The following is a 21,085-nucleotide window of genomic DNA, read 5'->3' as shown; positions in this document are numbered from 1 at the left end:
CCACCCCGACAGGAACCCCATGCCGATCCAGCACACCGTCGTCTTCCGCCTGATCCATCCGGCCGGTTCCGCCGAGGAGCAGGAGTTCCTGGCGACCGGCCATGCCGTGCTCACGTCGATCCCCGGCGTCGGGGACTTCACGATCCGCCGTCAGGTCAGCGCGAAGAGCGACCTCACGCATCAGTTCTCGATGGTGTTCGCCGATCAGAGCGTTTACGACGCCTACGACGGCCATCCCGCGCACAGGGCGTTCGTCGCGGAGCGGTGGGTGCCCGAGGTCGCCGAGTTCCAGGAGTACGACTTCGTGGAGTGAGTCTCCCGATCAGCCCGTGAGCTCGCGCAACCGCACGAGGCGCTCGTGCCCGGTCTCTTCGAGTTCCGCGATGTCGTCGCGGGACTTGAGGAAGTCGGAGAATGAGCGGTAGCCGAGGGCCTTCTCGCTGAACGAGGGGTCCATGCGACGCATGTGCGTCTTCACGGCGGAGCTGTGCAGCCACTCGTCGGCATCGGCCTTGTCGTGGCCGAGACGCAGGGCGCGCTCGAGCAGCTGTGTCGCTTCGCCCTGTTCGTCGAGCTTGGGCTCCTCGACCTTGGCCGCGGCCGCCTTCGACCTCGCGCGGCGCGGGGCCTTGGCCTTCGGCGCATCCGCCGCGTCGGCCGCATCCGGCACCGTCTCCGGCGCGGGCTCCGCGACGGCCTCGGCCTTCGCCGCTGCGACGACGGGAGCGGCCTTGGCCGGACGCACGACACCGGGCAGCGAGTCGTACGACTCGAACTCGTCGCAGGCTGCGGCGAGCGACTTGGCCGTCGAGCCGGACACGCCGACGCCGATCACGTAACGTCCGAGACGCTTGCAGCGCTGGGCAAGCGGCACGTAGTCGCTGTCGCCGGCCACGATCACGACGTGCGTGAGGTCGGGTAGGCGGAACATGTCTTCGACCGCATCCACGGCGAGGCGGATGTCGGCGCCGTTCTTGGCGTAGGCCGCGGCGGGGAACAGCTGCACGAGGTCGACGGCGCGGGCCACGAGCTGCGAGCGGTACACGGCGTTCACGGGGGAGGACCAGTCGGCGTAGGCGCGCGTCAGCACGAGCGTGCCGAAGGACGCGGCGTAGTCGATGATGGCGCCGACCTCGATCATGGCGCGGCTGAGGCGCTCGACGACGTCGGGGTCGTTCGGGTTCTCGGTGATCCGCTGCCGGTCCTTGCCGTAGGCGTTGCGCCCGTGCACCCGGTCGTACCAGGAGATGACGATGTTGTCGAAGTCGAGGTAGACGGCGACGCGGGCATCGGTGGTCTCGGCCATGATCAGGCCTCCTCACGGGGGTAGCGGACGCCGATCTGCGCCCTGATCTCATCGAGCGTGCCCATGATGGCGACGCTCTCGGCGATCGGAAGGATGTCGCCCTCGAGGATGCCGTCGCGCACCAGGCGCTCGGCGGCGAGGGCCTGGAACTGCATGCCGCGGCCGTCGACCTCGGAGACGTACTCCTCCTGCACCGTGCCGTCCGGGAGGGTGACCCGGAACGTGGTGGGGGTGTACCAGACCCGGTCGATGTCGATCCGCGCCTTGGTGCCGATGATGCTGGCCGCGTTCGGCCCGGATGCCCGCGAGGAGGAGAGCGTGGTCGAGATCGCACCGCCCTCGTGCGTCATGACGGTGGCGACCTCGGAGTCGGCGCCGGTCTCGATCAGACGGCCGACGGCGCGGATATCGGTCGGAGCTCCCAGCATGTCCCAGACGAAGGAGATCGGGTAGATGCCCAGGTCGAGCAGCGCGCCGCCGCCCAGCTCCAGGGCGTTGAGCCGGTGCGTCGGGTCGGTGGGCAGCAGCTGGGTGTGATCGGCGCTGACCGCACGGATCTCGCCGAGGGCGCCATCGGCGATGAGCTCGCGGATGCGGATCATGTGCGGCAGATACCGCGTCCACATCGCCTCCATCACCAGGAGGCCCTTCTCGGCGGCGAGCGCCTGCAGGTCTTCGGCCTCGGCGCGGTTCAACGTGAACGCCTTCTCGGCGAGCACGTGCTTGCCGTGCTCGAGCGCGAGCCGGGCGTTCTCGTGATGCATCGGATGCGGCGTGGAGACGTAGATGATGTCGACGTCGGGGTCGGACACCAGCGCCTCGTACGAGGGGTGCGCGTGCGCGATGTCGAAGCGGGCGGCGAACGCATCGGCCGACTCCTGGGAACGTGAACCCACCGCCACGAGGTCGAGCCCCGCCGTGCGCAGATCGGATGCGAACGCGCCGGCGATGCCGCCGGTAGCGAGGATTCCCCAACGAAGACCAGTCATGGTCTCAGCGTACGGGGTGGGGTGCGCATGTCGGACTGTTACACCCCGAGACGTCCGGCGACGGCCGCCTGGTCGCGGGTGCGCGCCCGCTCCTACCGTGACGAGCATGACCGAACCCCTCATCATCGGCGCCATGGTGCGCACCCTGGGGGCCTACCCCTCGGGCTGGCGTCAGCCTGGCGCGCACCGCGATCCCGCCGCGGACGCCGCCATCCTCCGGCACATCGCATGCGAGGGGGAGGAGGCCGGACTCGACTACCTCTTCTTCGGCGACTGGCTCGCGACGGGCCCCGACCTGGAGTTCCGCGACCCGTATCTGCTGGCGCGCATCGACCCGGTGAGCGCGGTGCTGTTCCTCGCCGGGGTCACCTCGCGCATCGGCCTCATCGCCACGGTCAACACCACCTACGCCGACCCGTACACGACGGCGCGCTCGCTGGCCTCGCTCGACGTACTCACCGGCGGACGTGCGGGCGTGAACCTCGTCACGGGTGCCGAGCCGCGTGCAGCGGGCAACCACGGCCGCGACGCGCACGCCGACAACGAGACGCGCTACGACCGCGCCGAGGAGTTCGTCGAGGCGCTCCGGCGCCTCTGGGACTCGTGGGACGAAGACGCCTGGATCGCGGATGCCGACCGCGGCGTGCTCATCGACCCGCAGGGTCTCCGTGCCGCCGACCTGCAGGGCTCGCAGGTGCGGGTCACCGGTCCGCTCAACGTCGCGCGGCCGCCGCAGGGGCAGATCCCGATCGTGCATGCCGGCACGTCGCCGCGGTCGCGTGCGCTCGCCGCGACCGAGGCCGACCTCGCCCTGACCGCCGCGCCGACGCTCGCCGACGCGATCGCCACGCGCCGCCTGCTGCGCGACATCGCGGCCGAAGCCGGACGGTCACCCGATGCGGTGAAGGTGATCGCCCCGGTGCTGCCGGTCGTCGCCGACACGGATGCCGACGCCCGCCGCATCGTCGAGCGCCTGCTCGCCCTCGTGCCGCTCGCCGAGGGACGTCAGACGGCTCGCACCGCGTTCCCGCCGAACCGCACGGTGGCCGCGCTCGCCGATGCGTTCGACGTCGCCGCAGACGACCCGCTGCGCGCGTCGGAGTTCGACCGCCCGGTCACGGCCGCCGAGGCGCAGCGGTTGGGGGAGCGCGGCTCCGCACTCATCGAGCGCCTCGCCGGCATCGCCGGACTGCGCATCTCGGGAGCCGGGTTGACGACCGGCGATCCGCTCACCTGGCGGCACCTCGTGGCTGCCAACGCGGTGCCGGCGGCCTTCGTGGTCGGCGACGCCGGCACCATCGCGGACCACTTCGAGACCTGGCGCGACGAGGGGGCGGCCGACGGGTTCAACGTGCTGTCGGCCTTCCAGCCCGCCCAGTTCGAGGCGTTCACGCGGCAGGCCGCCCCCGAGCTGCGCCGCCGCGGGCTGCTGCGAGACGCGGCGGAGAGTGAGGGGGCGACCCTCCGCGACCGTCTGCGCATTTCCTCGTATGTCGACGCGTGACCACGCATGTCGTCGCGCGACACCCGGTGTCCGCCGCCTCGCGGCACGGCCACTCCGATTCCTACCGTGAACACATCCCGACACCCGAAGCCCAGGAGACCCTCCGCATGAACCGCCGTCTCATCCGTGCCGCCGCCATCGCGGTCCCGCTCGTCCTCGCGGGCAGCCTCGCCGCCTGCGCCTCCTCGCCTGCTCCTGCCAACGCCCCCTCCGAGGGCGGCGACCCCGTCACCGGCGGCACGCTCACCTACCTCGAGCACCAGGCGTACACGAACCTGTACCCGCCGCAGGCCGGCTTCTACCCGAACGGCGGCATCGTCAACAACATCGCCGCCCGCCTGACCTGGCAGAACCCGGAGACGCTCGAGATCGAGCCGTGGATCGCCTCGGACTGGACCGTGAACGCGGATGCCACCGAGTACACGTTCGACCTGAACCCCGACGTGACGTTCTCGGACGGCACCGTGCTCGATGCCGCGGCCGTCGCGAAGAACTTCGACACGTACGGGCTGGGCGATGCGGACCGCGGCCTCACGGTCTCGGAGGCGATCAACAACTACGCCAGCAGCGAGGTCGTCGACGAGGACACCGTGACGTTCCGCTTCAGTGCGCCGTCGCCCGGGTTCCTGCAGGCCACCTCGACCATCAACTCGGGCCTGCTGTCGCCGGAGACGCTCGACGGCACGATCGAGGACTTCGGCGCGGGCAACGCGGCCGAGATCATCGGATCCGGACCGTTCACCGTCACCGACGAGAAGCTGGGCACCGAATACACGCTCACCGCCCGTGACGACTACGAGTGGGGCCCCGACAGCGTCGACAACGCCGGCCGCCCCTACCTCGACGCCGTGCACGTGCTCATCACCCCCGAGGACTCGGTGCGCATCGGCTCGCTGCTCGCGGGTCAGGCCGACTACGTCCGCTACGTGCAGGCGTTCGACGAGGACCGCGTCGAAGGCGCCGGCTTCACGCTCTACGCCCCGCAGACCCGCGGCGTGAACAACTCGATCGCTCTGCGCCCCGAGAACCCGCTGCTGGGCGACATCCGCGTGCGCCAGGCGCTCGTCGCCGCCGTGGACGCGAAGGAGGTCGTCGACACGCTCTTCACCGAGAACTACCCGGTGGCGACGTCGGTGCTCTCCTCGCAGGCCGTCGGCTACAAGGACGAGTCCGCGCACTACGCCTACGACCCCGACAAGGCCGAGGAGCTGCTCGACGAGGCGGGCTGGGAGCCCGGCGCCGACGGCATCCGCGAGAAGGACGGCGAGCGCCTGTCGATCACCGTCTACGAGGCCAAGCCGCAGCCGCTGTCGAAGCAGACGCTCGAGCTCGTCGCGCAGCAGCTGGCGAAGGTCGGTGTGGAGCTCTCGGTCAAGCCCGGCGACGCCGGCAGCGCGGCCGAAGACACCCGCGATCCGCTGAAGACCGGCTTCTACCACTCGATGGTCGGACGGGCGGACCTCGACGTCATCAAGAGCCAGTACTTCACGAAGAACCGTGACGTGCTGATCTCGAAGGACGCGAAGCTCGACGAGCTGCTGCTCGCCGTGGCCTCCGAGCCCGACGCTGACAAGCGCATCGCCGCCTCGCAGGCCGTGCAGGACTACATCGCCGAGCAGGCCTATGTCATCCCCCTGTTCGAGGAGCCGCAGGTGTACGGCACCGCGACCTACGTGCAGGGCGTCGCCTTCGAGTCGGTGGGGCGTCCGACGTTCTCCGGCGTCTGGCTCGCCGAGCACTGAGAGTACCGGTGACACGATGAGCTTCGTCCTCCGACGAGCCGGGCAGGCCGCGATCGTTCTGATCGCGGCCTTCACGGCCACCTTCTTCCTGCTGCAGCTGCTGCCGGGCGACGCGATCCTGATCAAGTTCTCCGACCCCAGCCTCGGGCTGTCGCCGGACCAGCTCGACAGCATCCGCGCCACCTACGGCGCAGACCTGCCGTGGTGGGAGCAGTACGTGCACGCGGGACTCGGCTTCCTCGCCGGGGACTTCGGGTTCTCGACCCAGTTCGGCACCCCGGTGCTGACGATGCTGGGCGAAGCACTCCCCGCGACCCTGCTGCTCGCGTCGCTCGGACTCGTCGTGGCGCTGATCCTCGCCATCCTCATCGCCGGGCTCTCCTCGCTCGCGCCGTTCGCCTGGCTGCGCGACGGCCTGCGTCAGGTGCCCGGGCTGTTCGTGGCGGTGCCGGTCTTCTGGCTCGGCATCCTGCTCATCCAGGTGTTCTCGTTCGGGCTCGGATGGGTGCCTATCGTCGGCGCCGACCCGGTGGCCGGACTCGTCCTGCCGGTGCTCACCCTCGCCGTGCCGATCTCGGCCCCGCTGGCCCAGGTGCTGGTGCGCGCGATCGACCAGGTGCAGGCGCAGCCGTTCGTCACGGTGGTGCGGGCGAAGGGCGCTCCGCCGCTGTGGGTGCTCACCCGCTCGGTGGCCCGGAACGCCGCCGTGCCGACCCTGACCATCGCCGGTGTCCTGTTCGGCGAGCTCGTCGGCGGGGCCGTGGTGACCGAGACCGTGTTCGGCCGCACGGGCATCGGCCGCCTCACCGAGCAGGCCGTCGCGAACCAGGACATCCCGGTGCTGCAGGGCGTCGTGCTGCTGTCGGCCCTCGGCTTCGTGATCATCAGCTTCGCGGTCGACCTCGTGACGCCGCTCATCGACCCCCGCCAACGCACCGTCGCCCGCGCCTCGGCGCCCCGCGTACTCCAGGAGGCGACCGCATGACCGCTCCCGTGATCATCGATCCCGTGGTCGGGCCCGACCCGGCCGCGCCCGCGCATCCGGCCGCGACCGAGACCGAGAAGGCCCCTCGCCGCCGACTGCGCGGCCGCGCCTGGGGTCTGTACCTGGCCTACGCGATCGTCGCGCTCGCCGTGCTCTGGGCCGTCATCCCCGGGGTTTTCGCCCCCGGCGACCCGCTCACGGGCGTCCCGGCCGACAAGCTGCTCGCGCCGAGCGCCGCACACTGGTTCGGCACCGACACCCTCGGCCGCGACCTGTTCGGCCGTGTCGTGCACGGCGCGGTGCACTCGCTCTCGGGAGCGCTCATCGCCGTCACGGTCGGGCTCGCCCTCGGCACGCTGATCGGTGCGATCGCCGGTGCCGTCGGGGGTGTGGTCGACGACGTGCTGATGCGCGTGGTCGACGTGCTGCTCGCGATCCCGGGACTGCTCCTCGCCCTCACCGTCATCATCCTGCTCGGCTTCGGCACCGTGAACGCCGCGATCGCGGTCGGTCTCGGCAGCGTCGCGGCCTTCGCCCGGCTCATGCGCGCCGAGGTCGCGCGCGTGCGGCGCACCGAGTACGTCGAAGCCGCCTTCGGCAGCGGCGGCACGTTCTTCACCGTCCTGCGCCGCCACGTGCTGCCCAACTCGCTGACGCCGATCGTCGCGCTCGCCGCACTGCAGTTCGGCACGGCGATCCTCGCGATCTCGACGCTCGGGTTCCTCGGCTACGGTGCGCCGCCGCCCACGCCGGAGTGGGGCCTGCTGATCGCCGACGGCCGCAACTACGTGGGCACCGCCTGGTGGCTCACCGCCCTGCCCGGTCTCGTCGTGGTCGTCGTCGTCCTCAGCGCCAACCGGATCAGCCACCGCATCGGAAGGAGCGCGAAGTGAGCACCGTCATCTCCGCCACCGACCTCCGGATCTCCTACGGCGACAAGGACCGCCGCCGCGAGGTCGTGCACGGCGTCTCGTTCGAGATAGCGGAGGGCGAGACCCTGGCGCTCGTGGGGGAGTCGGGTTCGGGCAAGTCCACCACCGCGCACGCCCTGCTCGGGCTGCTGCCCGAAGGCGGCCGCGTCGACGGCGGGCGGGTGCTGCTCGGCGACCTCGACATCTCGGGGTGGTCCGATCGTGCGCTGCGCGGCATCCGCGGTCCCGAGATCGGTCTCGTGCCGCAGGATCCGACCACCTCGCTCGACCCCGTGCGCACGATCGGTGCGCAGGTCGAGGAGATCCTCCGTCTGCACGGGCACCGGGATCGCCGGTCGCGGCGGGCGCGGGCCATCGAGCTGCTCGACCGTGTCGGCATCGACGACCCCGACCTGCGGGCGTGCCAGTATCCGCACGAGCTCTCGGGCGGCATGCGCCAGCGCGTGCTCATCGCCACCGCGATCGCCCTGCGGCCGCGGCTCCTGATCGCCGACGAGCCCACCAGCGCCCTCGACGCCACGGTGCAGCGCAAGGTGCTCGACCTGCTCGACGAGCTGCAGCGCGAGGAAGGCACCAGCATCCTGCTCGTGACCCACGACCTCGGCGTCGCGGCCGACCGGGCCGAGCGGCTCGTCGTGCTCAAAGACGGTCGCATCGTCGAGCAGGGCTCCAGCGAGGCGGTGCTCGCCGCACCGGCCGACCCGTACACGAAGCAGCTGCTCGCCGACGCTCCGGCGTTCGCGACAGGTTTCCGTCGGCCGGATGCCCCGCCGTTCCTGCGTGATGCCGCGGCGGTCGCCGCCGAGAACCCCTGGGCGATCGTGGCCGACGGGCTCGTGAAGGAGTTCCGCGTCGCGGGGCGCGAGCGCTTCCGTGCCGTCGACGACGTGTCGTTCCGGGTGCGCAAGGGCACCACGCATGCGCTCGTGGGGGAGTCGGGCTCGGGCAAGACCACGACGGCACGGCTCATCACCCGCTTCCACCAACCGGATGCCGGAACGATCGAGGTCGACGGCGACGACGTGACCCACGCGAAGCGCGAGCAGCTGCGGGTGCTGCGCCGACGCATCCAGCTCGTCTATCAGAACCCGTTCGCCTCGCTCGACCCGCGCCAGCAGATCGCGGAGATCGTCGCCGAGCCGCTGGTGAACTTCGGCGTGGGCAGTCGCACCGAGCGCCGCGAGCGCGCTCTCGCCCTCCTCGACCGTGTGTCACTCCCCGCGGAGGTCGCACGGCGCACCCCGCGGGAACTGTCGGGCGGGCAGCGCCAGCGCGTCGCGATCGCCCGTGCGCTCGCGATCGACCCCGACATCGTGGTGCTCGACGAGGCGGTGTCGGCGCTGGACGTGACCGTGCAGGCCCGCATCCTCGAGCTGCTCACCTCGCTGCAGGCCGAGCTCGGGCTCACCTACCTGTTCATCTCGCACGACCTCGCGGTGGTGCGGCGGATCAGCCACACGGTCTCGGTGATGCGCCGCGGCCGGATCGTCGAGGAGGGGCAGACGGAAGACCTCTTCCGCGACCCGCAGCACGACTACACCCGGGAGCTGCTGGCCGCAGTGCCCGGAACCAGAGAAGTCTCCGGCATCAGAGAGGTACCCGCATGACCGCACCCACCGTCGCCTTCTTCACCCGACTGCTCGACGACGCCGCCCCTGCCGAGCGGTATGCGTTCGCGACCGCGCAGATCCAGCAGGCCGAGCGGCACGGCATCGGTCGGGCGTGGGTCGCGCAGCACCACTTCCACGCGGCCGAGGGCGGGCTGCCGTCGCCCCTGGTGTTCCTCGCGAACGTCGCCGCCGTGACTTCCACCATCCGTCTCGGCACCGGCGTGATCACGCTGCCGCTCGAGGACCCGGTGCGGGTGGCGGAGGATGCCGTGGTCGCCGATCTGCTCTCCGGGGGGCGCGTGGATCTGGGACTCGGCAGCGGCGGCACGCCCTCGTCGTTCGCGCCGTTCGGCGAGGACGTGCGCGACAAGGGGCCGACCTACGACCGGAAGCTGCGGACACTGCTCGACGGTCTCGCCGGCCGTGACGTCGGTGCCGGCAACACCCTCTACCCGGATGCCGGAGACCTCGCCGACCGCGTCTGGCAGGCCACCTTCTCGGTGCCGGGCGGGCATCGGGCCGGCATCCACGGGCACGGGCTGCTGCTGTCTCGCACGCAACCGCGCAGTGCCGACCGGCTGCACGCACCGCTGTCGGCCCTGCAGGATCCGATCATCGACGCGTACCTCGAAGCGCTGCCGGAGGGGGTGGCGCCGCGGATCACCGCCTCGCGCACCGTGTTCGTCGCCGACGACCGTGCCGAGGCGCTGCGCTTCGCCGAGGTCGGGCTGCGCCGGGCGGCGGAGGGCTTCCGGCGTCAGGGCCAGACCATCCCGGGCGACAGCATCGACGAGCTGATCGCCGCGCTCGACACGCACCTGGGCACGCCGGAGCAGGTGGCGGAATCGCTCGCCGCCGACACCACCCTCGCCCGCGCGACCGAGGTGGCGTTCCAGGTGCACTCGGTCGACGCCCCGCACGAGCACGTGCTGCGCTCGATCGCGCTCTTCGCCGACGAGGTCGCCCCGGCCCTCGGCTACGCGCTGACCCCGACACCGCACGGAACCACTACCGACCAGAACCTCACCCTCAAGGAGAACGCATGACCGACGACATCGTGGACCGGATCGCGGAGGTGACGCCGGAGCTCGATGCCCTGCGCCGTCGCCGTCCGGTGACCAGGGAGCAGCTGCAGGCGAGCTTCGACGCCCTCTTCCAGCCGGTGAGCACGGAGCACGTCTCGCAGGCCGAACGCGAACTCGTGGCCGCTTTCGCCACCGGTCTCGCGGGAGCCGAAGACCCGACCGCCGAGTTCTACGCCGGTCGTGCGCAGGAGGCCGACGCCCAGCGCGCGGCCGTCGTGCTCGCGGAGGCCGCCCGGGCGGCGACCACCGGACCCTTCGGCGCCTACACCGAGCTCGGGCTGCAGGCCGAGAACGCCGACGGGGCGCGCTACGTCCCGTCCGAGGCTGTCATCGCCGCGGCGGGTGAGCGCCTCGCGGCTGCCCTCGCGCACACGCACCTCCTGGTGTTCCGCCCCCGCGAGGCCTCGGGCGCCGACCTCGGCCGTCTGGTCGATGCGGGCTGGTCGGCCGACGGCATCGTGACGCTCTCGCAGCTGGTGTCGTTCCTCGCCTTCCAACAGCGCGTCGTCACCGGACTCCGCGTGCTCGCCGCTGCGGGGCTGGCGTCCGAATCCGTTACCGACAATCCCGAGGAGGAGGCCGCATGACCGCCGAACAGAGCGTGCTCCGGCACGATGACGCCCCGCACCCGCACGCGTTCACCCGCGGCGAGGTCGGGTGGGTGCCGCACCTCGAGCCCCTCGCCGAGGAGGAGCTGACCGAGCGCCACTACGACGGCCTCGTCGATGCGGCTCGCGCGAAGAACGACTACTTCCGCCTGCTGGCCCGCGACCCCGAAGTGCTGAAGGCCCGCACCCTGGTCGACAAGGACATCTTCTACAACGCCGCGGAGGGCCTGCCCCGTGCCGACCGAGAGCTCGCGGCGACCGCGGCATCCCGCCGCAACGGCTGCGTGTTCTGCGCCTCGGTGCACTCGCGCTTCGCCGCGCACCACAGCAAGCGCGCAGACGACGTCGACCTGCTGCTCGACGAGGGCGTGGATGCGGACCTCGGCGAGCGCTGGAACGCCGTCGTCGCGGCATCCGTCGCCCTCACCGACACCCCGAACGCGTTCGGCGCGGACGAGATCGTGCGGCTGCGTGCCGCCGGGCTCGACGACCTGGAGATCTCGGACCTCATCCACGGCGCCGCGTTCTTCAACTGGGCGAACCGGCTGATGCTGTCGATCGGACGGCCGGTGGCTCCGGCCTGACCGCTCTTACGGCACCTCGCCGTCAGGGGACGAGGATGATCTTGCCCGAGGCGGCGCCGGATTCCATGAGCTCATGGGCCTGCGCCGCCTCGGTCAGCGGCAGCTGGGGGCCGAGCTCGATCACGAAGTCACCGGCGTCGAGGAGGGCGATCGTCTCGGGGAGCGCCTCGGCGCGCCAGGCGAGCTCTTCTTCGGTCAGGGGCACAGGGGAGCCGCCGGAGAACGCGCGGATGCCGAAGGACGCGGAATCCGGTCCGCGCACGATCGTCGCGATCCGGTCGCGGTCGGCGACCAGCGCGAGGGAGGTCTCGATCGCCTCGTCGGTGCCGGCGCAGTCCAGGGCCACGGTGACGGCCTCGGGGGCGGCGTCGCGCACGCGGTCGAGCAGGCCCTCGCCGTAGGCCACGGGGATCGCGCCGAGTTCGCGCAGCTGGTCGTGGCGGGCGGGGCTCGCCGTCGCGATCACGGTTGCACCCCAGGCCACCGCGAACTGCACGGCGGCCTGTCCGACCGAACCGGAGCCGCCGTGCACGAGCAGCACATCGCCCTCGGTGACCCCGAGTGAACGCAGCGACTGGTACGCGGTGCCCGCGGGGATCCCGATCGCCGCCCCCTCGGCGGTCGTGACGGAGTCGGGGAGCTTCGCGAGCTTCTCGGTGGAGATCGCGATCGCCGAGGCGTAGGTGCCGTGCGCGTCACGGATCGCCACGCGGTCGCCGACCGCGAAGTCGTCGACACCCTCGCCCAGCAGCTCGACCACGCCGGCCCCGTCGAACCCGACAGGACGCGGCTCGGTGATCGGGGGAGACGGCCGCTTGGCGCTGCGCAGCTTGGCGTCGATGGGATTCGCCCCCGCTGCCTCGATGCGCACCACGACCTCGCCGCGAGCCGCGACGGGATCGGGGATCTCCATCAGGTGCAGGACATCGGGGGAGCCGAACTCGGTGTAGACGATCGCGCGTGCCATGGATTCAGGCTACCCGCGCCGACGCCCGCCGTCGCGGATCAGCGCCCGGACAGCACCTTCATGATGCGCTGCGGCGACACCGGCTGCGCGGTGCCGAGGCGCTGCGCGAACACGCTGACGCGGTACTCCTCCAGCAGCCAGCGCACCTCGACGAGCGCAGGGGGAGCGTCGGACGGAAGGGGGATCGTGCCGCCCGCATCCTCGAACGCCTTCGCCATCCGCTCGTACTCGGTCATGCGTGCGCGGTCCTTGCCCGGTTCGCTCCCGAGCGTCTTCAGCCGGTCGAGCATGCCTTCGAGGTAGCGCGGGAAGTGTGCGAGACGGTCGACTCCGGCCGCGGAGACGAAGCCCGGATGCAGCAGGCCGCTGAGCTGTGTGCGGATGTCGTTCAGCGGGCCGAGCAGGGCGAGCGAGTTCTGCGACTTGATGCCGCGTTCGACATCGCGGGACTTCGTCAGGATGCGGGCCACCAGTGAGACGCACGCGAAGAGCTGATCGACCAGCACGCCCGAGACGGCGTCGCGCACCCGGACGAAGTCGGCTTCGCTGCGCACGATACCGCCCGGTGCCGTCTGCTCGATGACCTGCCGGGCCACGGCCCCGCGGCAGTCCTCGATGAGGGCGGCGGCGGACTGGTACGGCGAGGCGGCGAGGGCGAGCTTCTCCTGGCTCGTCAGGTGCTCCTGCACGTACGACGAGGGGGAGGGGACGCCCAGCAGCACGAGCCGCAGCACGCCGTCGCGGGTGGCGGCGGCCGCGGCATCCGGGGTCGATTCGACGCGCACCGACACGCTCTTGCCCTGGTCGACGATCGCCGGGTAGCCGCGCACGACGCCGCCGGCGACACGCGTGTCGAGCACCTCGGGCAGGTCTCCGAAGGTCCACGCCGTGAGACCGGTCTGTTCGATCGGTGCGGCAGCGACGCGCTCGGCACCACCGCGCTCAGCGCCGTTGTGGGCACCCTTGGCGCCGGACTTCGGCGGCGCAGCGATCGATCGCGCCACGCTGCTGCGCGCCCGGTCGGAGAGCTGCGCCTGCAGCGCCCGCAGGTCGCGACCCGAGCCGACCACCCGGCCGCGTTCGTCGACCGCGCGGAAGTTCATGCGCAGATGTGGCGGCACGCGCTCGTCGTCGAAGTCGGCGGCGGAGACCAGCTGGTTCGCGAGCGGCTGGATGAGCCGGGCCAGTGCCTCCTTGAGCGTGCGCGGCGGCAGGCCGCCGTGCGACTCCGGCCCCTGCTCGGCCAGCTCGGCACCGAACTTCTCGGCCCAGTCCGCGGCGGGCACGACATGACGGCGGATGGCCTTGGGCAGCGCACGCAGCAGCCCGGTCACGAGCTCGGCACGCAGCCCCGGAACCTGCCAGTCGAAGCCGCGGTCCTCGAGCTGCGCGAGCAGCGGCAGCGGCACGACCACGCTCACACCGTCGTCGTCGGCACCCGGTTCGAACCGGTACGCGAGGCCCAGCACCTGGTCGCCCTGCGTCCACCGCGTCGGGAACTCGCGCTGATCGGCGCGCTCCTCGTCGTCGATCAGGTCGCTCTCGCGCATGACGAGCAGCTTCGGCGTCGCGGCCATCGCCTCGCGCCACCAGCTCTCGAACGACCGCACGTCGAACACGTCGGCGGGAATGCGCTCGTCGTAGAACCGGAACACGGCCTCGTCGCCGGCGAGGATGTCGCGGCGGCGCTCGCGCTCCTCCAGCTTCTCGAGGCGCTTGCGCAGCTCGGCGTTGCTGCGCCAGAACGCGCTCACCCGCTTGTCGATCCGCGTCGGATCCCACTCGCCCTCGACCAGCGCATGGCGCACGAAGAGCTCGCGCGAGGCGGCCCGGTCGATGCGCGCGAACTGCACACGGCGGCGCGGGATGATCTCGAGCCCGAACAGCGTGACCTTCTCGAACGCGACGGCGGCGCCGGCATCCTTCGACCAGTGCGGCTCGGTCACCTGACGCTTGGCGAGGTCGCCGGCGAGGGGCTCGGCCCACGCCGGGTCGATCGCGGCGACCGTGCGCGCGAACGTGCGGGAGGTCTCCACGATCTCGGCCGCGATCACCGCGCGCGGACTCTTCTTGCGCAGTCCCGAGCCGGGGAAGATCGAGAAGCGGATGCCACGGGCGCCGCGGTACTCGGCGATGCGACGGCCCTTCGGCTCTTTCGCGGGGGAGTGCGACTTGCCCGCAGGGGCGGTGCGCTCGTCGAGGAGGCCGATCTGCGACAGGAGTCCCGACAGCAGGGCGCGGTGGATGGCGTCCGGGTCGCTCGTGCCGGTATCGTCGCCGGTGCGTTCGGGCGTCTTCACGAGCGTGCGCAGCTGGCGGTGCACGTCGAACCACTCGCGCACCCGCACGTAGTTGAGGTGCTCCGAGCGGCACAGGCGACGGAACGCGCTGGATCCGAGTTCGCGCTGCTGCTCGCGCAGGTGGTTCCACAGATTCAGCAGAGTCAGGAAGTCGCTGGTCGGGTCGACGAAGCGGGCGTGCAGGCGGTCGGCCTCCTCGCGGCGCTCCTCCGGACGCTCCCGCACATCCTGGATCGTCATACCCGACACGATCGCGAGCACGTCACGGGTCACAGTGCCGACCGAGCCCCCGCGCCCCGCCTCGATCAGCATCCGCGCGAACCGCGGGTCGATCGGCATCCGCGAGATGTCGCGTCCGATGCGGGTGAGGTGCGGAGCGCCGTCGCGGCGGGACGGTTCGACCGCGCCGAGCTCGGTGAGCAGGTCGAACGCCGCCTTCACACCCCGCGAGTCGGGCGGGGTGAGGAAGGGGAATGCGGTGATGTCGCCGAAGCCGAGCGACAGCATCTGCAGGATCACGGAGGCGAGCGAGGTGCGCAGGATCTCGGGCTCGGTGTACTCCGGGCGCCGGTCGTAGTCCTCCTCCGAGTAGAGGCGGATCGCGATGCCGTCGCTGGTGCGGCCGGCGCGGCCGGATCGCTGGTTCGCCGAGGCCTGCGAGACGGCCTCGATCGGCAGCCGCTGCACCTTGGACCGGTTGCTGTAGCGCGAGATGCGTGCGGTGCCGGTGTCGATCACGTACTTGATGCCGGGCACCGTGAGGCTCGTCTCGGCGACGTTCGTGGCGAGGATGACGCGGCGGCGGACGCCCGCCACCCTGCTGCGCTCGAACACGCGGTGCTGGTCGGCGGCGGAGAGCCGGCCGAACAGCGGCAGCACCTCGGTGGGGGCGCGGTCGTTCGCGTAGGCGCCGCGCACCGCGTCGGCCGCATCCCTGATCTCGGCCTCGCCGGGGAGGAACACGAGCACATCGCCCGGCGCCTCGCGGTCGAGCTCGCGCAGGGCGGCGACGATGGCCGAGACCTCGTCCTCCGGCTCGGCCGGTGCAACCTCCTCGTCGTCTCCGTCTTCGACCTGTCCGCGGTAGCGGATCTCGACCGGATACGTGCGACCGGATACTTCGATGATCGGCGCCGGTGTGCCATCCGCTGCGGCGAAGTGCTTCGCGAAGCTCTCCGGGTCGATGGTCGCCGAGGTGATGATCACCTTGAGGTCGGGGCGCTCCGGCAGGATGCGGGCCAGGTAGCCGAGCAGGAAGTCGACGTTGAGGGAGCGTTCGTGCGCCTCGTCGATGATGATCGTGTCGTACCGGGTGAGCAGCCGGTCGCGGTGGATCTCGTTGAGCAGGATGCCGTCGGTCATCAGCGCGATGCGCGTGGCGTCGGACACCTTGTCGGTGAAGCGCACCTTGTAGCCGACGAGCGTGCCGAGTTCGACCTGGAGCTCTTCGGCGACCCGCTCGGCGATCGTCCGGGCGGCGAGGCGACGCGGTTGGGTGTGCGCGATGCGCTCCCGCCCGAGCTCGAGCGCGATCTTCGGCAGTTGGGTGGTCTTGCCCGACCCGGTGGCACCCGCGACGATCACGACCTGGTGGTCGCGGATGGCGTCGCCGATCTCGACCCGGGCAGCGCTGACGGGCAGCTCCGGGGGGTAGGAGATCACGGGGGAGGACATAGCCCTCCATCGTATGACGGGAATCGCCCCCTACGATCATCTGGTGATCACCGCCGCAGCCCCCGTCCGCTGGTTCCGCGAGTTCGGGCGCCCGCCGCGCATCCTCGGTCTCGACGTCGCTCGCGGGCTGGCGATCCTCGGCATGGCCGGCGCGCACATCGGTGAGACCGAGGCATTCGAGTGGACGAACCCGGCGACGTGGACCGACCTCGTGCACGGGCGGTCATCGATCCTCTTCGCGCTGCTCGCCGGAGTGTCCATCGCGCTGATGACCGGACGCAGCGCGCTTCCGGAGCGCGAGCGCCTCCCGAGCATCCGCCTGAACCTCGTCGGGCGCGGGGCCGTGATCTTCCTCATCGGACTGGCGCTGGAGATGCTGAATACCCCGATCGCCGTGATCCTCACGCTCTACGGCATCCTCTATGTCGCGGTGATCCCGTTCCTCCGGTGGCGTCCGTGGCAGCTGCTGCTCGCCGCCGCCGCGCTCGCCCTGCTCGGCCCGGCGCTGCTGGCGTTCCTCGGAGCCGTGATGCTGCATCCCTTCGGCACCGGGATCGGCTTCGTGCTCTACGGCACCTACCCGATCACGGTGTGGCTGGCTCTCGTGCTCGGTGGCATGGCGCTGGGGCGGATGCACGTCGAGCGAGTCCGCACCGCCGTGATCGCGCTCGCGGTCGGCATCGTGCTCGCGGTGGTCGGCTACGGCCTCGGCGGCATCGGTCAGGCTGCGGGACTCAGCGCACCGGCGGAATACAGCAGCTCCTCGTTCGTCGACGGCTCGTCGTTCAGCGAAAGCTCCTTCGACGGGTCGTTCCCCGAGAGCGATGGCGGCGAGGTCTCGATGCCCAGCGGGTGGGAGGGGTATCCGCAGGCGCTGGAAGCGTCCGATCCGCTGGGCTCCGTGCTCGCGGCGGTGTTCGCGGTCGAGCCGCACAGCGGTGGCACGGCCGAGGTACTCGGCTCCGGCGGCTTCGCGCTGACCGTCATCGCCCTGTGCCTGCTGCTCAGCCGACCGCTGCGCTGGGTGCTGCTGCCGCTGGGCGCGCTGGGCTCCATGCCGCTGACGGCATACAGTGCGCACGTGCTGTCGATCGTCCTGTTCGGTGGGCCCGGCGGATTCTTCTCCAGCAACGAGTTCTGGGCCGCGACCGCCATCGGGCTGCTGGCCGTGACGACGCTCTGGTCGATGTTCTTCGGTCGAGGACCGCTGGAACGGCTGGTCGGCCGTGGGGCGGCCGCGATGGCACTTGTTTCCTCATCCCCGGCCTCGACGTCGGATGCCGGTCATAGGCTGGAGGGATGAGCATTCCTGCACTCGAACTGAACGACGGCAACTCCATCCCGCAGCTCGGCTACGGCGTCTTCAAGGTGCCGCCGGCAGAGACCGAGCGCGCGGTGAGCGAGGCGCTCGAGATCGGCTACCGCCACATCGACACCGCCGCTATCTACGGCAACGAAGAGGGCGTCGGCGCCGCGATCGCCGCGTCCGGCATCGCCCGCGACGAGCTGTTCATCACGACCAAGCTCTGGAACGACCGTCACCACGGCGACGAGCCGCGTGTGGCCATCGGCGAGAGCCTCGACAAGCTCGGCCTCGAGAAGGTCGACCTGTACCTGGTGCACTGGCCGGCCCCCGCGATCGGCGACTACCTGCACGCGTTCACGAAGCTCATCGAGCTGCGCGAGGCCGAACTCACCCGCAGCATCGGCGTCTCGAACTTCCTGGTGCCGCACCTCGAGCGCGTGGTGAAAGAGACCGGCGTGGTGCCGGCCGTGAACCAGATCGAGCTGCACCCGGCCTACCAGCAGCGCGACGTGGTCGCCTGGGCCGGCGAGCACGGCATCAAGATCGAGGCCTGGGGTCCGCTCGGTCAGGGCAAGTACGACCTGTTCGGTACCCCGGCGGTGGCGGATGCCGCGGCCGCGCACGGGGTCACCCCCGCGCAGGCCGTGCTGCGCTGGCACCTGCAGAAGGGGATCATCGTGTTCCCGAAGTCGGTGCGCGCCGAGCGTCTGCGCGAGAACCTCGACGTCTTCGGCTTCGAGCTGACCGATGCTGAGATCGCCGCGATCGACGCCCTCGACCCGCTCGATGGCTCGGGCCGCGTCGGCTCGCACCCGGACGAGGTCAACTGACCCGGGTGATCGGATCGGGCCTCCCGGCCTACATGACGCCCCGTGTCGCTCCGCGCGACACGGGGCGTCGTCGTGAGTAGCTTCGAGGCATGACAGCTCCGTTCCGCGTCGTGGCCGTGTCGGGATCCCTGCACGAGCCGAGCAAGACGACCGCCCTCGTCCGCGCGATCACGGCCGCCGTCGCCGAGCGCGCCGAGGTCGAGTCGCAGCTCATCGAGCTGACGCAGATCGGTCCTGGCCTCGCGGGCGCGCTCCAGCGCGACCAGCTGCCGCCGGAGGTCGAGGCGCAGCTGCAGGCGATCGAGTCTGCCGACCTGCTGATCGTGGGCAGCCCCGTCTATCGGGCCTCGTTCACCGGTCTCTTCAAGCACCTCTTCGACTTCGTCGGGCAGTACGACCTGGTGGGAAAGCCCGTGCTGCTCGCGGCGACCGGCGGCGGCGAGAAGCACGCGCTGATCATCGAGCACCAGCTGCGGCCGCTGTTCGCGTTCTTCCAGGCGCTCACCCTCCCGGTCGGCGTCTACGCGAGCAACACCGACTTCGACGGCTACGAGATCGCCTCGGATGTGCTGCAGGCGCGCATCTCTCTCGCCGCCGAGCGTGCCCTGCCGCTCGTGGGTTACGCGGCCTCGCGCCCCGTCGAGCTCCTGGTCGGCTGACCGACGGGCTCACTCCAACGCCGCGGGTCACTGATCGATGGTGCCCATGTTGGCCTCGTCGTGTCGCGCGCCCGCCGCGGGTTCGAGCGCCGACAGGCGCTCGGCCTGATCCGCGCTGAGTTCCACGGTGTCGGCGGCGACGTTCTCCTCCACGCGCGCCACCCGACGGGTGCCGGGGATCGGCGCGATGTCGTCTCCCCGGGTGAGGATCCACGCCAGCGCCGTCTGCGCCGGGGTCGCGCCGATCTCGGCGCCGATCGCGCGGACCTCGTCCACGAGACGCAGATTCCGCTCGAAGTTCTCGCCCACGAACCGCGGGTTCGTCTTGCGCCAGTCATCGTCCGGGATATCGGCGGACGAGCGGATTCCACCGGTCAGCAGACCATGCCCGAGCGGTGAGTACGGCACGAAGCCGATACCGAGCTCGCGGAGGACAGGCAGGATCTCTTCCTCCACGTCGCGAGTCCACAGCGAGTACTCCGTCTGCAGTGCCGAGACCGGCTGCACGGCGTGCGCCCGCCGGATCGTCTGTGTCGAGGCCTCGGAGAGGCCGAAATGAAGGACCTTGCCCTCGGCGATGAGATCGGCGACGGCGCCGGCGGTGTCCTCGATGGGCGTGTTCGGATCAACCCGATGCTGGTAATAGAGGTCGATCCGGTCGGTGCCGAGGCGACGCAGCGACCCTTCCACGGCGGCTTTCACGTTCTCCGGCGAGCTGTCGATCACTCCGGGACCGCCACCGGCGTGCGAGACGAGCCCGAACTTCGTCGCGATCCTCACCTGATCGCGGCGCTTGCGGACCGCACGGCCGACGATTTCCTCACTGAGGTAGGGACCGTAGATCTCCGCGGTGTCGATGTGTGTCACCCCGAGGTCGAGCGCGCGGTGGATGGTGCGGACGGACTCGTCATGGTCGAGGCCACCGCCGGTCGTGTAGGTGCCGGCCATGGTCATCGCGCCGAGGCCGATGCGGGAGACTTCGAGGGTCCCCAGAAGTGCGTTCTTCATGTCATTCCTTCGTCTGCGTTCCGTGCTTCGAGCAAACCCGTTTTCTCCGGATTCAGCGCGGCCCTGTCTATGGGTGCCCCCGCAGGGACCCCCTGCCGTGTCCGGTTCGGCGTAGTTTCGATCGCATGGACACTCCGGACGCCATCGGCGATTTCCTCACGACGAGGCGCGCGAGACTCACCCCCGAGGAGGTGGGCCTGCCGGATTTCGGCGGACGTCGCCGTGTGCCGGGGCTGCGTCGAGAAGAGGTCGCCCTCGTGGCCGGGATGAGTCCCGAGTACTACAAGCGCCTCGAACGGGGTCAGGCCAAGGGCGTGTCGGATGCCGTCATCGACGGCGTCAGCCGCGCGCTGCGCCTCGACGAGGCCGAGCATGCGCACCTGCACGACCTGATCCGCGCCGCGAATGCGGGCGCACGTCCGCGACAGAGCGAGCGTCCGGCGCGGGCAGTCCAGGTCTCCGCTGCCACGCGACAGACGATCGATGCGATGTCCACGGTCCCCGTCTATGTGCAGAACGGCCGTTTGGATGCCGTCGCGACCAACGCACTCGGACGCGCTCTCTTCTCGGAGATGCTCGACGATGCTCCTGCACCCGCGAATGCCGCGCGCTTCATCTTCCTCGAGTCCCGCGCGCAGACCTTCTACCGGGACTGGGACGCCCAGACGCGGCAGATCGTCGCCGTGCTGCGTACCGAGGCGGGCCGTTCGCCATACGACCGGAGGCTCAGCGACCTCGTCGGCGAGCTGTCCACCCGCAGCGATCTCTTCCGGAGGCTCTGGGGAACTCACGACGTCCGCGAACACCGCGCGGGCCTGAAGACGATCCATCACCCGGTCGTCGGCGACCTCGACCTCACGTACCAGGCGATGGATCTCGCGTCCGACCGCGGGCTGCAGATGATCGTGTTCTCCGCGGAGCCGGGTTCCGCCAGTCGAGAGCGGTTGCAGCTTCTCGCCAACCTGGCCGAGACAGCGGCGGAGGCGAGAGGATAGC

At 70.8% G+C, this 21,085-nt stretch carries 18 protein-coding genes; 13 read left to right on the top strand and 5 right to left on the bottom strand.

The window, feature by feature from the left end:
• The first annotated feature begins 19 nt into the window (after nucleotides 1-19).
• Nucleotides 20-313, top strand: coding sequence for a Dabb family protein (locus tag BQ2383_RS06090; protein WP_091031146.1), 294 nt, complete (start codon nucleotides 20-22; stop codon nucleotides 311-313).
• A 9-nt stretch (nucleotides 314-322) separates the two neighbouring features.
• Here BQ2383_RS06090 and BQ2383_RS06085 read toward each other — a convergent pair whose 3' ends face one another.
• Together BQ2383_RS06085 and BQ2383_RS06080 are read right to left on the bottom strand one after the other, a co-directional pair.
• On the bottom strand, nucleotides 323-1,306 hold the full coding sequence (locus BQ2383_RS06085) for an NYN domain-containing protein (RefSeq protein ID WP_091031143.1): 984 nt from the start codon (nucleotides 1,304-1,306) through the stop codon (nucleotides 323-325).
• Between the two features lie 2 nt (nucleotides 1,307-1,308).
• Nucleotides 1,309-2,295: a Gfo/Idh/MocA family protein gene (locus BQ2383_RS06080; RefSeq protein WP_091031140.1), complete on the bottom strand. Its 987-nt coding sequence runs from the start codon at nucleotides 2,293-2,295 to the stop codon at nucleotides 1,309-1,311.
• A gap of 106 nt (nucleotides 2,296-2,401) precedes the next feature.
• Between BQ2383_RS06080 and BQ2383_RS06075 the strand changes: the two genes are divergently transcribed.
• The 8 genes from BQ2383_RS06075 (at nucleotide 2,402) to BQ2383_RS06040 (ending at nucleotide 11,345) form a co-directional block, all read left to right on the top strand.
• Complete coding sequence (locus tag BQ2383_RS06075; protein ID WP_091031135.1) at nucleotides 2,402-3,799, top strand: NtaA/DmoA family FMN-dependent monooxygenase; 1,398 nt, start codon at nucleotides 2,402-2,404, stop codon at nucleotides 3,797-3,799.
• Nucleotides 3,800-3,906: 107 nt separating this feature from the next.
• Nucleotides 3,907-5,541, top strand: coding sequence for a TIGR04028 family ABC transporter substrate-binding protein (locus tag BQ2383_RS06070; RefSeq protein ID WP_091031314.1), 1,635 nt, complete (start codon nucleotides 3,907-3,909; stop codon nucleotides 5,539-5,541).
• Between the two features lie 16 nt (nucleotides 5,542-5,557).
• Nucleotides 5,558-6,526 (top strand): ABC transporter permease, encoded by a 969-nt coding sequence (locus BQ2383_RS06065; protein WP_091031132.1) that lies wholly within the window; start codon nucleotides 5,558-5,560, stop codon nucleotides 6,524-6,526.
• Nucleotides 6,523-7,419 carry an ABC transporter permease gene (locus tag BQ2383_RS06060; RefSeq protein ID WP_091031129.1) on the top strand — a complete coding sequence of 299 codons (897 nt, stop codon included), beginning with the start codon at nucleotides 6,523-6,525 and terminating at the stop codon, nucleotides 7,417-7,419. The genes BQ2383_RS06065 and BQ2383_RS06060 overlap by 4 nt, the downstream gene beginning before the upstream one ends.
• On the top strand, nucleotides 7,416-9,065 hold the full coding sequence (locus tag BQ2383_RS06055) for a dipeptide ABC transporter ATP-binding protein (protein ID WP_091031125.1): 1,650 nt from the start codon (nucleotides 7,416-7,418) through the stop codon (nucleotides 9,063-9,065). Before BQ2383_RS06060 ends, BQ2383_RS06055 begins: the two co-directional genes overlap by 4 nt.
• A complete protein-coding gene (locus tag BQ2383_RS06050) occupies nucleotides 9,062-10,114 on the top strand; it encodes a putative FMN-dependent luciferase-like monooxygenase (protein WP_091031122.1) in 1,053 nt (350 codons plus the stop codon). Before BQ2383_RS06055 ends, BQ2383_RS06050 begins: the two co-directional genes overlap by 4 nt.
• Nucleotides 10,111-10,740: a CMD domain protein gene (locus tag BQ2383_RS06045; protein WP_091031119.1), complete on the top strand. Its 630-nt coding sequence runs from the start codon at nucleotides 10,111-10,113 to the stop codon at nucleotides 10,738-10,740. Before BQ2383_RS06050 ends, BQ2383_RS06045 begins: the two co-directional genes overlap by 4 nt.
• On the top strand, nucleotides 10,737-11,345 hold the full coding sequence (locus tag BQ2383_RS06040; protein ID WP_091031115.1) for an alkylhydroperoxidase domain protein: 609 nt from the start codon (nucleotides 10,737-10,739) through the stop codon (nucleotides 11,343-11,345). Before BQ2383_RS06045 ends, BQ2383_RS06040 begins: the two co-directional genes overlap by 4 nt.
• A gap of 22 nt (nucleotides 11,346-11,367) precedes the next feature.
• Here the strand turns inward: BQ2383_RS06040 and BQ2383_RS06035 are convergent, their stop codons facing one another.
• Together BQ2383_RS06035 and hrpA are read right to left on the bottom strand one after the other, a co-directional pair.
• Nucleotides 11,368-12,312 (bottom strand): quinone oxidoreductase family protein, encoded by a 945-nt coding sequence (locus tag BQ2383_RS06035; protein WP_091031112.1) that lies wholly within the window; start codon nucleotides 12,310-12,312, stop codon nucleotides 11,368-11,370.
• Between the two features lie 38 nt (nucleotides 12,313-12,350).
• Nucleotides 12,351-16,286, bottom strand: coding sequence for an ATP-dependent RNA helicase HrpA (gene hrpA / locus BQ2383_RS06030; RefSeq protein ID WP_091031108.1), 3,936 nt, complete (start codon nucleotides 16,284-16,286; stop codon nucleotides 12,351-12,353).
• A 43-nt stretch (nucleotides 16,287-16,329) separates the two neighbouring features.
• On the opposite strand from hrpA, the gene BQ2383_RS06025 reads away from it, so the two are divergent.
• The 3 genes from BQ2383_RS06025 to msuE all read left to right on the top strand — a co-directional run bounded on the left by BQ2383_RS06025 (nucleotide 16,330) and on the right by msuE (nucleotide 19,081).
• On the top strand, nucleotides 16,330-17,589 hold the full coding sequence (locus BQ2383_RS06025) for a heparan-alpha-glucosaminide N-acetyltransferase domain-containing protein (protein ID WP_244175913.1): 1,260 nt from the start codon (nucleotides 16,330-16,332) through the stop codon (nucleotides 17,587-17,589).
• The gene (locus BQ2383_RS06020) at nucleotides 17,586-18,422 is read left to right on the top strand and encodes an aldo/keto reductase (protein ID WP_091031103.1); all 837 of its coding nucleotides are present in this window, start codon (nucleotides 17,586-17,588) and stop codon (nucleotides 18,420-18,422) included. The genes BQ2383_RS06025 and BQ2383_RS06020 overlap by 4 nt, the downstream gene beginning before the upstream one ends.
• 89 nt (nucleotides 18,423-18,511) lie before the next feature.
• Nucleotides 18,512-19,081, top strand: a complete 570-nt coding sequence (gene msuE, locus BQ2383_RS06015) for an FMN reductase (protein WP_029262645.1) — start codon at nucleotides 18,512-18,514, stop codon at nucleotides 19,079-19,081.
• Between the two features lie 27 nt (nucleotides 19,082-19,108).
• Here msuE and BQ2383_RS06010 read toward each other — a convergent pair whose 3' ends face one another.
• Nucleotides 19,109-20,089 carry an aldo/keto reductase gene (locus BQ2383_RS06010; RefSeq protein WP_091031101.1) on the bottom strand — a complete coding sequence of 327 codons (981 nt, stop codon included), beginning with the start codon at nucleotides 20,087-20,089 and terminating at the stop codon, nucleotides 19,109-19,111.
• Between the two features lie 125 nt (nucleotides 20,090-20,214).
• On the opposite strand from BQ2383_RS06010, the gene BQ2383_RS06005 reads away from it, so the two are divergent.
• Nucleotides 20,215-21,084 (top strand): helix-turn-helix transcriptional regulator, encoded by an 870-nt coding sequence (locus BQ2383_RS06005; protein WP_091031099.1) that lies wholly within the window; start codon nucleotides 20,215-20,217, stop codon nucleotides 21,082-21,084.
• Nucleotide 21,085: the final 1 nt, after the last annotated feature.

The organism is Microbacterium oxydans (assembly GCF_900095745.1).
In the GTDB taxonomy this organism is placed as follows: Bacteria; Actinomycetota; Actinomycetes; order Actinomycetales; family Microbacteriaceae; genus Microbacterium; species Microbacterium oxydans_B.
The sequence above is the reverse complement of the archived record's forward strand: the minus strand, read 5'-3'. Positions and strand labels throughout refer to the sequence as shown.

Coding starts and splice junctions, on each gene's coding strand:
- BQ2383_RS06090 (WP_091031146.1), top strand. CDS start 20: ATGCCGATCCAGCACACCGTCGTCTTCCGCCTGATCCATCCGGCCGGT.
- BQ2383_RS06085 (WP_091031143.1), bottom strand. CDS start 1,306: ATGGCCGAGACCACCGATGCCCGCGTCGCCGTCTACCTCGACTTCGAC.
- BQ2383_RS06080 (WP_091031140.1), bottom strand. CDS start 2,295: ATGACTGGTCTTCGTTGGGGAATCCTCGCTACCGGCGGCATCGCCGGC.
- BQ2383_RS06075 (WP_091031135.1), top strand. CDS start 2,402: ATGACCGAACCCCTCATCATCGGCGCCATGGTGCGCACCCTGGGGGCC.
- BQ2383_RS06070 (WP_091031314.1), top strand. CDS start 3,907: ATGAACCGCCGTCTCATCCGTGCCGCCGCCATCGCGGTCCCGCTCGTC.
- BQ2383_RS06065 (WP_091031132.1), top strand. CDS start 5,558: ATGAGCTTCGTCCTCCGACGAGCCGGGCAGGCCGCGATCGTTCTGATC.
- BQ2383_RS06060 (WP_091031129.1), top strand. CDS start 6,523: ATGACCGCTCCCGTGATCATCGATCCCGTGGTCGGGCCCGACCCGGCC.
- BQ2383_RS06050 (WP_091031122.1), top strand. CDS start 9,062: ATGACCGCACCCACCGTCGCCTTCTTCACCCGACTGCTCGACGACGCC.
- BQ2383_RS06045 (WP_091031119.1), top strand. CDS start 10,111: ATGACCGACGACATCGTGGACCGGATCGCGGAGGTGACGCCGGAGCTC.
- BQ2383_RS06040 (WP_091031115.1), top strand. CDS start 10,737: ATGACCGCCGAACAGAGCGTGCTCCGGCACGATGACGCCCCGCACCCG.
- BQ2383_RS06035 (WP_091031112.1), bottom strand. CDS start 12,312: ATGGCACGCGCGATCGTCTACACCGAGTTCGGCTCCCCCGATGTCCTG.
- hrpA (WP_091031108.1), bottom strand. CDS start 16,286: ATGTCCTCCCCCGTGATCTCCTACCCCCCGGAGCTGCCCGTCAGCGCT.
- BQ2383_RS06020 (WP_091031103.1), top strand. CDS start 17,586: ATGAGCATTCCTGCACTCGAACTGAACGACGGCAACTCCATCCCGCAG.
- msuE (WP_029262645.1), top strand. CDS start 18,512: ATGACAGCTCCGTTCCGCGTCGTGGCCGTGTCGGGATCCCTGCACGAG.
- BQ2383_RS06010 (WP_091031101.1), bottom strand. CDS start 20,089: ATGAAGAACGCACTTCTGGGGACCCTCGAAGTCTCCCGCATCGGCCTC.
- BQ2383_RS06005 (WP_091031099.1), top strand. CDS start 20,215: ATGGACACTCCGGACGCCATCGGCGATTTCCTCACGACGAGGCGCGCG.